The following is a 13,656-nucleotide window of genomic DNA, read 5'->3' as shown; positions in this document are numbered from 1 at the left end:
TTCATGACTACACCATCGTTCATTATCGAGCTACGCAGGAAAATCGGACATGATTTGCTGTGGCTCAATGGGGTCACCGGGCTTGTGGAGGATTCGCAGGGGCGGATTCTGCTCGGGCAACGGGCCGACATCGGCGAATGGGCGATGGTGTATGGGGTCAACGAACCCGGCGAGCAACCGGCCGACACCGTAGTGCGCGAGATCAAAGAGGAGACCGGCGTTGACGCCGAAGTCACCGACTTGGTGGCCGTCATCTCGTCGTCGGACATCATCACCTATGCCAACGGCGACCGCACGCAATACATGGATCATTCGTTCCTATGCCGGCTCAAGCCTGGCGGCAACGCCAACCCGTTCGTCGGCGACGACGAAAGCCTCAAGGTCGGCTGGTTCTCGCGCGATGCCCTACCCCAGCCGCTGGCCAAAAGCACCGTCGAACGCCTCAAGATTTTCGATGAGTACCGGCGCAACAAGGCCAACGGCGACAGCCATGCCCTGTTCGTCGTTGACGATCAGCTTCACTGACTCGAAACCATGGTGCCTTAGCCAAAATGGCCCGAAGCACCATGTCAATAACGCCGCATCCAAGCTTCGGCGAGCGATAACCTATTGCAATTCGCTTTTCTTCACGATTCGATTTGCAGTTTTTCGTTAACCTCGTTAATATATGAAGTCAGTTCATCAATACGAAATCGTCAGCAGCACGGTTGAGGATATGACTCTGACCCGAGGAGGTGTCGAATGGAAAAACGAAACGAAAAGCGAGCACAGAAGCGAACATCGCCGGCAATCTCCATCGACCATCTGGCCCCCTCGACACCGGACTTTCCCGACGACCCCACGCACGCCACAGCACCGCAATCCGTCGTCTCCGAACGCAATCGTTCACGGACGCTGTGGCACCTCTACCACCATGGCGTCACCTCGCGAGCGCAGATCGCCAAGTCCTTGGGGCTCACGCCGGCCGCCATCACCAAAATCACCGCACGGCTTATCGATGCGGGCATCGCCGCCGAAACCGGTGACATCAAAGGCAGCAAATCCCGCCGTTCCATCGGACTGAAAATCGATACCTCAAGGTTCCATTTCATCGGCGTCAAATTCGCGCGCAGCCTGGTGCAGATCGGCGTCTTCGACCTCAAAGGCACGCGGCTGAGCCTTGAGGACATGCCAAAGGTCAGCGACGACACCATCGACGCGGCCATCGCCGCGACCCACAAGGCCATCGATTCCCTGCTCGCGACCGACCCCGACATCGTCGCCATCGGCATGGCCGTGCCCGGCCCATACCTGCACTCCACCGGCCACACAGCGCTCGTCTCGAGCATGCCGCACTGGCGTAATATCAACTTCCAAAAGGAATTCGGACAGGACTGCCCGGTCCCCTTGTTCATCGAACAGGACGCACGTGCCGGCGCGTTGGCGCAACGGCTTTTCGGCGGGCTCGCCGACGCCGGAAGCCTGGCCTATTTCCTGCTTGGCGAAGGCGTCGGCCTCGGAGTCATCGAAAACGGCAGACTTGTCTACGGCAGCCTTGGAGCGTCCACGGAACTCGGCCATGTCTCCATCGACGCCATCGACGGCAGGAAGTGCGAATGCGGCAATGTCGGATGCCTGGAATGCTACTGTTCCGCCGGCGCGATCCATAAGCAGATCGACCAGCTCGGCATCGTCGAAGGCTCCGCTGACATGACGCATATCAAGGCGTGCCAGGCGCTGTTCGCTTTGGCCGTGCGACAAAGCGACAAGGCGACAGACGCCCGGCGAATCACCGACGCCCGGACGCTTGTCGCCGACATCGGCCGCTATGTCGGCTACGGATGCGTCACCATCTGCAACGCCTTCAATCCGCGTCGCATCGTCTTGGGCGACATCGGCGCGCTCGGCGGCCAGCAGCTGCTCAAAGCCGCACAGGCCGTGGTCAACGAACGGGTCATCCCCGAAATCGTGCAATCCACCGAAATCACCCTTTCCGGGCTGCCCACCGACGCGGCCGTGCTTGGCGCCGCCGCCACGGCCATCACCCAGTTTTTGGATCATCCCTCCTATTTCCTCGCCGCAAGGCCTACGGAAAATACCGGATGAGCCGAAGCAAAACTACCCACCAATCTCTTAGTCCAAACGGATAATAAAGCCAAGATTTTTGTAAACCCATAACTTAAGATTTTTTAAACAGTTGTAAGAAAGGATCACATCATGACCAAGCCAATCGTTGTCTCCCTAGGAGAACTGCTCTGGGATATGCTCCCCACCGGCAAGCGCGCGGGCGGCGCCCCCGTCAATTTCGCCTATCACGCCGCGATGAACGGTGCTGAAGGCCACGCCATCAGCGCCGTGGGCGAGGATCCGCTGGGCGATGAGCTCGTCGAGGCCATCAAGCAGTCCGGCGTCGAATCGATCGTGCAGCGCAACGCATGGCCGACCTCCACCGCCGAAGTCGCCCTCAAAAACGGCATCCCGGAGTTCACCATCATCAAGAACGTCGCCTGGGACCACATCCTCTACACCCGCGAGCTCATCAACTTGGTGCAGAAGGCCGACGCGATCTGCTACGGCACGCTCGCCCTTCGTTCGCAGGAATCCCATGACACCATCGTGGAGCTCCTGAAGCACGCCAAGCCCACGGCGATGAAGTTCTTCGACATCAACATCCGCGGCGACCACTATTCCAAGGACCTGATCAACGAGCTGCTGGGCTATGCCACCGTCTTCAAGATCAACGACGCGGAATTGCTGCTGTTGCGCGACATGTTCGACATCCGCGGCACCTCGGATGAGGAAGCCTGCAACTGGTTCATGGAGAAGTACGACCTGAACTACGTCATCCTCACCGGCGGCTCGACCTTCAGCACCATCATCGCCAAGGACGGCGAATCCTCGACGCTGGACACCCCGCGCGTCGAAGTCGCCGACACCGTAGGCGCCGGCGACTCGTTCTCCGGCACGTTCACCGCCAAGGTGCTCACCGGCTCGTCATTGCAGGAGGCGCATCGCGCCGCCGTCAACACCGCCGCTTTCGTCTGCACCCAATCCGGCGCCTGGCCCGAGTATCCGGAGAACATCCCGGACTATCTCGGCGAAGCACAGAAATAACGCAAACGCAAATCGGTGTCCTTTCCAACGAAAGGACACCGATTTTGCATGCAGCACCAGTCCGCTCCCATGTGAAAACATATTAAATTGCCAGTTATGGCATTATTGATGTATAATTAGGAAAACGTTTTGAAATAATAAAATGTTTCAAGGAGGAACAATATGATGTTCGTCAAATATCAATTAGACACTGAAGGCAATCGCCTGTTCATGGCTTCGCAATCATACGATTTGCTTGATTTCGGTAAAGGATTCCCAGCACCTCAAGGTGGCTCCGGCTGGTTGGACAACGACGGAACAATCGACCCCTCCCATGGCATACAGACGTGGATCACCGGACGAATGATTCACGTCTACTCCATAGCTACGCTCCTGGGTCTCAAAGGCGCTGAAACGCTTGTGGACGCAGGCCTCAAAGGGTTCACCGGCATTCTGCACGACAATGAGAACGGTGGCTGGTATCCCTCCATCGGTGAGGACGGGACCCCGGAATCTGGGAAAACCTGCTATCCTCACGCGTTCGTAATTCTTGCGGCGTCCAGCGCGTTGCTCGCTGGGCGGCCTGGCGCTCGGGAACTTCTTGATGAAGCGCTTGGGATTTACGACAAGTACTTCTGGGACGACGAAGCCGGACTGGCCGTAGACACCTGGGATTCCACCTTTACAAAACTGGATGACTACCGTGGCATCAACGCCAACATGCACACCACCGAGGCATTCCTGGCCGTCGCCGATGCCACAGGAGACGAGACATACCGCCAACGCGCCGGTCGCATCGTCAATCATGTCGTCAACTGGGCCAAGGCGAACTCCTGGCGAATCCCCGAGCACTTCAGCCGCGATTGGGAACCCAATCTCGAGTACAACGCCGACAACAAGGCCGATCAATTCAAACCATACGGTTCAACCCCCGGCCACGGCATCGAATGGGCGAGGCTTATCACACAGTGGGCGCTGAGCACCTTCAAGAACACGGAGTTGGCCAAGCCATACATCGACGCGGCCGAACACCTGTTCCACCAAGCCGTCGCCGATGGCTGGAATCGCAATGGTCACTCCGGCATGGCCTATACCGTTGACTGGAACGGAAATCCCGTGGTCACCGACTGCATGCATTGGACCTTGGCCGAGTCAATCAATACCTCCTCCACGCTTTACCGCGTGACGGGCAAGCCTGAATACAAGGAACGCTACGCCGGATTCCTCGAATACATCGACGCGCATCTGATCGACCATGAAAAAGGCAGCTGGTTCCACCAGTTGGACCAAGACAACAATGTCCTCGACACGGTATGGCCCGGCAAGTCCGATGTCTACCACGCCTTCCAATCCACGCTTATCCCCTATCTGGAGCCTTCCGTCAGCATCGCCACCGCCGTAAGGAACACCATCGACTAGCCCCAGGCAGTTTAGATGAACCGTGACACTTAACCCGTTATCGCCACAATCCGACAACCACAATATTCTCGCGATAACGGGTTAACCATATCCCCACCTGGCATTGACGCCGGCACTTTTCCTTCAAACCAAAACGTTTCATATCTGTCACGAGATAACTTCATCCACGACATCAAGTAGTATTTCTAATGTTTTGAATTATTGATGTTGTACGACAGAATACATGATATTTCCGAAAGGACCTTTGCTGGCATGACCGCTACCAAACCGTTAATACGCGGCACGAATCTGCCCGCCCTAGGCAGCTACAACCACAGTGTGGTCCTTGAGACAATCAGAAAAGAATCGGGTATCAGCCGCATCGACATCAGCCGGCAGACCGGGCTCACCCCACAGACGGTTTCCAACATCGTCCGTTCCTTGCTCAAGGAAAACCTCATCAAAGAAGGAAGCACCGTCACCGGGGAACGCGGCAAGCCACCGACTTCACTGACGCTCAACCCGGAAGGCCGTTACGCTTTCGGAGTGCATCTCGAGCCTGAGCACACCGGCATCGTACTGATGAATTTCGCCGGTGAGACTGTCGCCCGTTACCATCCTCAGTTGCAAAAGGACGCGGCCAGCTCGATAAAAATCATCGCGGACACCATTCTCAAAGCCATCGAAAATTATCACATACCCATTGAACGTATCAGCGGCGTCGGCATCGCCTCGCCTGGCCCTCTTGACGCCAAGAACCAAATCATCGTCAACCCGCCGAACCTTTCGGGCTGGTGGAATTTCCCCATCGTCGACGAACTGAAAAAACTCGTGCGTCTGCCCGTGGCTCTAGGCAAGGACGTCACCGCCGCATGCCAAGGTGAGGCCTGGAACACCGATCCGGCGACGAACGAGGATTTTCTATTCATCTACATGGGCATTGGTGTCGCTTTCGGCTTCACCCACCACGGCGAAGTCTTCCACGGAGGCACCGGCAATGAAGGCGACGCTGGGCACCTTGTAGTAGAGGTCGATGGTCCGGAATGCTGGTGCGGCCAACGAGGCTGTCTGACGGTGACCACCGACCCACGCGCTATCGTGAAGGAAGCCGAGGCGCTCGGTCTTTTCAAAGAGCCCACACACGTTCACAAACCCCAGGAATTCAACACCTCCGATGACATCGTGCAACTTGAACATTACTTTGACGAGCTGTGCGAACGCGCCAGAAACGGGGAGGACGCCTGTCTCAAACTCATGCACCAGGCCGGCATCCATCTCGGGCGTGCCGCCACAACGTTCTGTGACGTGCTCGACATGAACAACATCGTGCTGGGCGGCCCGTATTGGAACAAAATCAAGGACTTCGCCATCGATGACATCCTCAATACCGTACGCGAGAAAGCTGTCATGCGCCAGGAACACACACCGATGGTCAGATCGGCTGAACGCGACGAGGACATCGCAGCGTATGGGGCCGCCAGCACGGTGCTGGATCGAGACCTTTCGCCGAACACCAACTCCTTGGTCATTCCTAAAATTCAATAAACCGTTCGTTTGACCAATGCACAGTTTGCAATGCAAACATGGGTTCTACAAACACAGAGCAAGGACCAAACATCCGAAAACACTGAAGCCGCCAAGTTCAAAATCCCGATGGCATCATAAAGTTAAAAATCTGAGGGTCGGTTTCGAACTCATCTTCCACGTCCGAAACCGACCCTCAAATCATGTCATCACCTTACTTCCTGCAGAAACGCAAGGTTACGATCTGGAAAGGATGCAGACTCAGGCCAATCACCGAACCGTCCTGCTCAGTCACAGCGTTTTGCACCGCATCGCATTCACTTTCGAGAAGGCCGACCTCACGGACTTCCTGATAAGGGAAACCTGTGGACAGATGCGCATGCGAAGAAGTGCCGGATGCTTCATAGAGTCTGACCACCACATCTCCAGATTGGTCTTCGGCCATCTTCACAGCTTCAAGAAGAACATTCGAATTGTCCAATGAAAGGAACGGCGGAACTCCGTGATCCACTTTGACAAGTCTCGCGGGCACGTTCATCCGATATCCGGCGCGAATGGCGTCACCAAGCGTGGTGCCGATGCCGAAAGCGATGTCGAAGTCGTGCTCGCCCACATCGGCCCTAGGAGTCGGATAGTGGGTCGCGCGCAGCAATGAAGCCCTGATCAATGTGCCCGGACGTCCATTAGACAGACGCACCTGCTCGAAATCATAGGCATAGCTGGATGCATTGGCCACGCTGACACCGAAATCACCATCAGCCACATGGACCCAACGTTGCGCGGAGCTTTCGAATTTCGCTTCGTCCCATGAAGTGTTTTTGATGATAGGCCTGTCAAGATGGCCATACTGAATCTCGCAGGAGGCCTGTTTGGCATAAAGATTCACCGGGAATGCTTGCTTGAGCAGCTTATCGCTTTCCCGCCAATCAACATGAGTGTGAATACGCAGCATATTGGTGTCGTTGTCCAATGCGAGCTTCTGCGAATAGCCGGAAGAACCGATTGTTCCGCTCACTTCAACGCTTTGCTCCACAATGCGACAGGAGGATACCTTTCTGGCCCGCTCAACACGCATACGCTGGTAGGACTTCTCGATGTCCCATGCATCGTAATGTGATGGGGCATCGCCGAAAAGCTGCAGATCGTTGCCTGGCAGCTCACTATCTATGGTTTCTCGGCCAGCACGCTTATCGAACGCCGAGATGATGCGTCCCTGCTCGTCAAGCGTGTAGGAAACAGCGTCATTTTCCAAAACGATGCCATTAATCTCCCCATGAACGCTTATCCGTCCATCCAAATGGGGTTCATCAATGGCAGTGGAGGCGATACCCTCTTGAGGTAACGGACCGGCATTCGCCTTCAGCTCCAGATTTCCTTCGCCGCACAACGACACGATCGCTTCATGAATGATATCGTTCAACTCACTGATGAGCTGACGCTGCGAGCGCTCCACCTCGGCATAGACCCACGCGATAGCGGAACCTGGAAGAATGTCATGGAACTGGTAAAGCAGGACCTTCTGCCAGATATCCTGTAACTTGTCATATGGATAGGCCACTCCTGTTTCCACCGTAGCATAGGTCGCCCACATCTCGGCCTCACGCAACAGGGCCTCACAACGCCGATTGCCCTGTTTCGTGTTGGATTCGGAAGTACCGGTTCCGCGGTGCTTTTCCAGATAAAGCTCACCGTTCCATCGCGGCATCTCACGTATCTCGGAAGACGCGTTGTCGAAGAACTCGATCGGGGAAGCCACCTTGACCTTCGGAGATCCCTCGAGGTTGCTCTGCAACCTTGCCGCAGCCATCATCTCACGGGTAGGGCCGCCGCCGCCATCACCCCACCCAAAGAGCATAAGGCTTGATTTGCCGCCATTGCCCTTCTCGGAATACTGTCGTTCGGAAAGGGCGACTTCGGCTGGGCTGATATGGGCGTTGTATGTATCGGAAGGCGGGAAATGGGTAAAGATCTCCGTGCCATCAATCCCCTGCCACAAGAAGGAGTGGTGGGGAAAGACGTTGGTGTCGTTCCACGAAATCTTCTGCGTCAGGAAGTATTGGATACCGGCAAGCCGGGCAATCTGCGGGAACGCCCCGGAATAGCCGAAGCTGTCAGGTAGCCACACAATAGGAGCGGCCCCTCCGGTGTTCTCATTGAAGAATTTCATGCCCTGCACGAACTGACGAACCAACGATTCCCCTCCGGTGAGCATGGCGTCGCTTTCCACCCACATACCGCCAACAGGAATGAACTGGCCCTCACGCACCTTGCGTTGCACTTCCTTGAACACGCCCGGGTAGTTCTGCTTCAGCCATTGGTATTGTTGGGCCGAGGAAGCCGCAAAGATATAGTCTGGATCCTCGTCTCCCAGCTCCACTGCGTTGCTGAAAGTGCGGGCCACTTTGCGCTTCGTCTCGCGTAACGGCCATAGCCATGCCGAATCGATATGGGCGTGCCCGATGGCATAGACCGTATGCCCATCATTGACCGCCGGCGAGGCAAGCACGTCTACCAAAGCCTTGCGTGCGTCTTTGGCGCTATCCTTGACATCCGCGATGTCTATGGCATCAAGGCTGTCGGAAATGGCTGCCATGATCTCAGCATGACGAGTGCGTGTCGAATCAAGCTCATTGCTCAAGCCGCAAAGAACCTGCAACTCCTGAATGAGATTCCATACCTCAAGATCAAGCTGGCCCATTTCCAGACGCATAAGACGGTAAAGTTCCGGTCCATCCTGCACGCCCTCATTGCCCATCTCAGTAGGAGTATGACGCCCCCCCTGGCCAATCTGCGGATTGGCCGCAGCCTCGATGTAGAACTCGAAGGATTGCCCCGGAGCGGGCAGAGGCACGCGATCGTTGTATGGCTCGACCGCCTTGATCACCGTACCATCGGCATCACGTACCAGACCTTCTGCCTGGAACCCGGGTCCCCGGCCGATTTTGCCCAAATCAACGACGAGTTCGGGCTGGGTGCCTTCATCGACCCATGAGGCGGGAACGGTACCGGAAACATGAATCCACCATGTGTCCCAAGGAGCCCCCCAAGTATCCCCTATATTGAAGGGCTGATATGTCGCCGCCTTCGCGGTTTTGAAATCAACGGGCTCGCCCCCAACTTTCCACGCCTCGATCGAGACAGGCTCTGTATTACGATACAAGGCATCCGGCAGGTATTCTCGCAACACGCGCTCGGCACGCTGCATTGTTTTCTCATTTTCGGTTGTTGTTGTCACGGCTCAATACTCCTTGTGATGAACATTAAAGGTCGCATTTCTCTCCAAGAGTGCGCCGCATCGCATCGGCGACGCACCCATTTTGTTTTCGCTACCCCTTGACACCACCAGCCAACGAATATGTACCGAGGACATGGTTGGAGATGATATACATGACGACCACGGGGATCGAATACAGCAGCGAGTATGCCGCCAGCTGCCCATAAGCAATCATTCCGTTCTGGCCGAAGAAGGTGTAGATACTCACCGACGCAGGCTGCTTGCTCGGAGAAATCAGAAGAATGTATGGAACGAAGAAGTTACCCCAAGTATGCATGAGCACATAAATGCTCACCGCCGCAAGCCCGGGTTTCATAAGAGGCACGACCACCGTGCGCAGCGTCTTCATTCTTCCGGCACCATCAACCCACGCCGCTTCCTCAAGTTCCAAGGGCACCGCATCCATATAGTTCTTGGTCATCCAAATCGCCATGGGCAATGAGGAGGCGGCCAGGAAGCAGATCGTGCCGATCATCGAATCGATCATGTGGAAGGAAACGAACAAGGCGTAGACAGGCACCATCAAGCAGGTGATCGGCAGGCAGGTGCCGAACAGCACCGTATACATGAAAGGCTTGTTAAACTTCGACTGGTAGCGGGACATGGGATACGCGGTCAACACCGAACAGATGATGACGATGAGCGTGGAAATGCCCGCAAGGATCACGCTGTTCCACAATGGTCTGAACGTTGTGTCCATATTGAGAATCGAACTGAAATTGTGCAAAGTCCAGTGCGTGGGCATTTTGGTCTCAAAAGACGCGTCCGAATCGAACGCCGCCAAAAAGACCCACAGCATCGGGAGCAGGAACACCACGAACACCACACCCATTGCCAAGTAGGCAAAGAAGGCCGAAGCACCATGCCTCGGTGAGGTCGGAGTGGTGAAATGCTGGTTGCCCTTCGTCTTCTTTTCGTCTTTGGTTTTGCCGGAAGACGTTGCCGTCATTGTCGCTTCACTCATTGGTGACTCCCTTCTCGTCTCGAAGGCCGCGGACATATATGACACCGAAAATGCCGCCGATGATGAGCATGACCACAGCTATCGCGCAGCCATAGCCGATATCACCGAACTTGAAGGCTTCTTTGTAAGCCAACACAGGCAATGTGGTGCTGTTCGTGCCTGGACCTCCAGCGGTCATCACGAAGATGAGCGTGAAGGACGCCATGGTCTGCAAGGTGATCAGCATCAAATTGGTCAATACGGTCTGTTTAATGACAGGCATCGTCACATGGATGAAAACCTGCCAGCCATTGGCGCCATCGACAACGGCCGCTTCAGTCAACGAGCTGTCGACCTCGCCTATGGCCGCCTGATAATTCATCATTGAGAACGCGGTTCCTCTCCATATATTTGCCAGTATCACGGAGAACATAGGCATCAGATAAAGCCATTCAACGCCATGTAATCCAAGCATCTGAAGAATCTGGTTCAATGTACCGTTCTTCGAGAAGAACGCGTAGCACGCGAATGCGGAAACCAACTCAGGAACGACCCACGCCGTCATTACCGCGGCGGAGACGAACCTTCCGATGATGCGGTTGCTGCGTTGCAGAAGAATGGCCAATCCCAACCCCAAGAAATTCTGGGCGATAATGGCACTCACCACCACGAAGACTATCGTCAGCCAGATCGATTTTGGAAAATCATGGTCTGTGAACAGACGCGCGTAGTTCTTCATCCCCACAAAGTCTGGATTCGTGGCCTTTGGACCCGTCAAGGCGACATTGGTCAAGGATCCATAAAAAGCCCATAGAATCGGCCCCAACATGAATGCCACCATCAATATAAGACCAGGCAGCACGGGCCAATACCGTTTTGCAAACACCTTCATAACAATCCTTCCCGAAGTTTGCGAAAGCTGATTGCACGGCGTCGATGAGTGTCCTCTCTTGCCCCGCAACCAGCTTGTTACTTCATAGGCTCACGTCTCAATCCTTCTTGACGTAATTGCCCTGGCCGACGATGTCCTGGACCGCCTGGTCGTAGCCTTGAGCCGCCTCATCGACAGACGTGCCGGTGATGACTTTCTCGGTGGCCTTCTGAATTTCGGCGGAAACCTTGGTGTATTCGGTCACCGACGGACGGAAGTGCGTATACTTGACAGCTTCAGTCAGCTTCGGGGTGAAAGGTGTGATCGCCTTATAACGGGGATCGGCGGCGACATCCTTACGAACCGCGGTGTTGGCGCAGGAAAGCAGGAACTTCACATTGTTTTCCTTGGTGTTGAGCATCTTGATGTACTCGAAGGCAAGATCCTGGTTCTTAGACTTGGCGCCGATGGACACGTTCCAGCCACCAGAAGCGCTGACGTAGTGGGGACCCTGGCCGTTCTGGGTCGGGAAGAACGCGACATCGAGAGTCTTGGTATAATCAGGCCATTCGGCAGGGCCACCCTTAACCCAATTTTGTGGCATCCAGCTGCCGTCGACCATCATGCCAAGCTTGCCCTGTGGCATCCACTGGGTGCTCACCTTGTTAGTGATGTTGGAATCAAGTTCCTCGGAAGGCGCGGGCGCATACTTCTTGTCATAAAGATTCTTCAGGAACTTTAGCGAATCCTTGAAACCTTGCGAACCGATAACCCACTTGCCGGTCTTCTGGACGCGCAACGCGTCATTCTTCTGCTTGGTTCCGAAAAGAAGCTCATAGAAGCTCTGCATAGAGGTTCCCTCACCTCGAGGGGTGCCTGCGTACATGTTCAGCGGAATGACACCGGGAACGTTGTCGTGAATCTTCTGAGCGGCAGCCGTCACGTCATCCCAAGTCTTAGGCTGCCACGGCATTGAGATGCCAGCCTTTGCGAAAATCGTCTTGTTGTACCAGATGACTCGGGTGTCGGTGTTCAGCGGCACGCCATAATAGCCATTCTTACCTTGCCCGATCTGCTTGGCCGTAGGCAGATACTGCCTCCAGTCCGCCCACTTGTTCACATATTTATTGAGATTGGCGAGATAGCCGGCATCGGCATCTGCCTGAATGCTATCGGAATCCTGATAGATAACATCCGGAGCTGTTTCCGGAGAACGCTCAGCCAAGGCGAGTTTGGTCTTGTAGTCGGATTCCTGTGCGGAAACCGGCTGCAACTCGACCTTCACATTAGGATGGGCCTTCTCGAACGCCGCCTTCGTGGGCTTCGCTATCAAATCAAACGACTTGAACGTGTCAGTCTTCTGATAAAAGACCTTGATGGTCTTGCTTTCCGAAGAAGAAGAACTGGAGCCACAGCCCGCAAAGACCATGGACGAGGCCAGAACCGCAGCGGCAACCGCAACGTACTTTTTCACTCTGCTCTTCATATTGCTCCTTTACAATGTTGTTGGCATCCGCTTCCCCTAGCTACACCGCAAGGCCTGCGGAAACTGACATATTTATTAAATCATATTGAAATAAGATTGTCAAGCAGAAATAAACTTTTTAACTATAACTTTATCAAAGAATTATCTGATTACACATACACTTAAAAAAGCAAATCCTAAATAAATATCAATCCTCTTCATGGAAACGAGGATCGAAGCCGAACATGCTGCCCAACGGATTGTCCAACGCCTTGAGCCGGGCCATGTCCAGCTCGTCGAGTTTGATGCGCGAGACCGCAAGATTCGTCCGCTGGCGCTCCAGCGAGGCGGATTTCGGGATGGCCACATCGCCGGTGAGCATGTGCCAACGCAGGATGACCTCCCCCGGTGTCACCGCATGCTTGCGCGCGATGGCGACGATGTCCTTATCCTCAAGCATCCGGTTGGCCCGGCCCAACGGGCACCACGCCTCGGTGATAATGCCATGCTCCTGGTCGTAGGCCATCTGTTCAGCTTGCTGATAATAAGGGTGACGCTCGATCTGGTTGACAACCGGCGTGACCCCGGTGACGCGCTCCAGCATGTCGATATGGCCGGGCAGGAAATTGCTGACGCCGATCTGCTTGACGATGCCCTGCCGCTGAGCGTCCACCAAAGCACGCCAGGCCTCGACATACTGGCCTTGCGAGGGATTGGGCCAATGGATGAGATACAGGTCGATATAATCCAGTCCCATCCGATTGACGCTTTCCTCGATGCATATCCGGGCCTCGTCATAAGCGTGGTGACGGCCCGGAAGCTTGGAAGTGACGATGATCTCTTCCCTGGGCACCTCGGATTCACGAATGGCGCGCCCAACCGTGCCCTCGTTCTCGTAATTGAACGCCGTGTCCAAAAGCCGATAACCCACGCTCAGCGCGGATTTGATGCCCTCAACGCCAGCGAAACCATTGAGCCCGCCAGTCCCGAAACCAATGGCCGGCAGGGTGAAACCGTTATGCGCCCGACGCAGTGGCATGTCAATCTGTTCGCCGGCCTCATCACTTCCCATTGTCCTCACGGACCGATTCATCGCATCGCTATCGTCC

The 13,656-nt window shown here is 55.2% G+C and carries 10 protein-coding genes; 5 read left to right on the top strand and 5 right to left on the bottom strand.

The genetic code is table 11. The features are described from left to right. Positions 1 to 3 precede the first annotated feature (3 nt). From OZX73_RS02790 to OZX73_RS02770, 5 genes are all read left to right on the top strand, one after another. A complete protein-coding gene (locus OZX73_RS02790) occupies positions 4 to 525 on the top strand; it encodes an NUDIX domain-containing protein (RefSeq protein ID WP_277150462.1) in 522 nt (173 codons plus the stop codon). A 216-nt stretch (positions 526 to 741) separates the two neighbouring features. Continuing rightward, the gene (locus OZX73_RS02785) at positions 742 to 2,085 is read left to right on the top strand and encodes an ROK family transcriptional regulator (protein WP_277150460.1); all 1,344 of its coding nucleotides are present in this window, start codon (positions 742 to 744) and stop codon (positions 2,083 to 2,085) included. A 111-nt stretch (positions 2,086 to 2,196) separates the two neighbouring features. Continuing rightward, positions 2,197 to 3,093 (top strand): carbohydrate kinase, encoded by an 897-nt coding sequence (locus OZX73_RS02780; RefSeq protein ID WP_277150459.1) that lies wholly within the window; start codon positions 2,197 to 2,199, stop codon positions 3,091 to 3,093. Positions 3,094 to 3,255: 162 nt separating this feature from the next. After that, positions 3,256 to 4,491: an AGE family epimerase/isomerase gene (locus tag OZX73_RS02775; RefSeq protein ID WP_277150457.1), complete on the top strand. Its 1,236-nt coding sequence runs from the start codon at positions 3,256 to 3,258 to the stop codon at positions 4,489 to 4,491. 252 nt (positions 4,492 to 4,743) lie between these two features. Beyond that, entirely contained in the window at positions 4,744 to 6,015 is a 1,272-nt protein-coding gene (locus OZX73_RS02770; protein ID WP_277150455.1) for an ROK family transcriptional regulator, read from the top strand. 193 nt (positions 6,016 to 6,208) lie between these two features. Here the strand turns inward: OZX73_RS02770 and OZX73_RS02765 are convergent, their stop codons facing one another. The 5 genes from OZX73_RS02765 to OZX73_RS02745 form a co-directional block, all read right to left on the bottom strand. Next, positions 6,209 to 9,229 (bottom strand): glycoside hydrolase family 38 C-terminal domain-containing protein, encoded by a 3,021-nt coding sequence (locus OZX73_RS02765; RefSeq protein ID WP_277150453.1) that lies wholly within the window; start codon positions 9,227 to 9,229, stop codon positions 6,209 to 6,211. A gap of 91 nt (positions 9,230 to 9,320) precedes the next feature. Beyond that, positions 9,321 to 10,232, bottom strand: a complete 912-nt coding sequence (locus tag OZX73_RS02760) for a carbohydrate ABC transporter permease (protein WP_277150451.1) — start codon at positions 10,230 to 10,232, stop codon at positions 9,321 to 9,323. Continuing rightward, positions 10,225 to 11,103, bottom strand: coding sequence for a sugar ABC transporter permease (locus OZX73_RS02755; protein WP_277150449.1), 879 nt, complete (start codon positions 11,101 to 11,103; stop codon positions 10,225 to 10,227). Before OZX73_RS02755 ends, OZX73_RS02760 begins: the two co-directional genes overlap by 8 nt. A gap of 97 nt (positions 11,104 to 11,200) precedes the next feature. Further along, positions 11,201 to 12,568, bottom strand: a complete 1,368-nt coding sequence (locus OZX73_RS02750) for an extracellular solute-binding protein (RefSeq protein ID WP_277150447.1) — start codon at positions 12,566 to 12,568, stop codon at positions 11,201 to 11,203. Between the two features lie 187 nt (positions 12,569 to 12,755). After that, the gene (locus tag OZX73_RS02745) at positions 12,756 to 13,586 is read right to left on the bottom strand and encodes an aldo/keto reductase (protein ID WP_348519468.1); all 831 of its coding nucleotides are present in this window, start codon (positions 13,584 to 13,586) and stop codon (positions 12,756 to 12,758) included. Positions 13,587 to 13,656 lie beyond the last annotated feature (70 nt).

It is taken from the genome of Bifidobacterium sp. ESL0775 (assembly GCF_029395475.1).
Taxonomy (GTDB): Bacteria; Actinomycetota; Actinomycetes; order Actinomycetales; family Bifidobacteriaceae; genus Bifidobacterium.
This window is presented reverse-complemented; position numbering and strand designations above follow the sequence as displayed.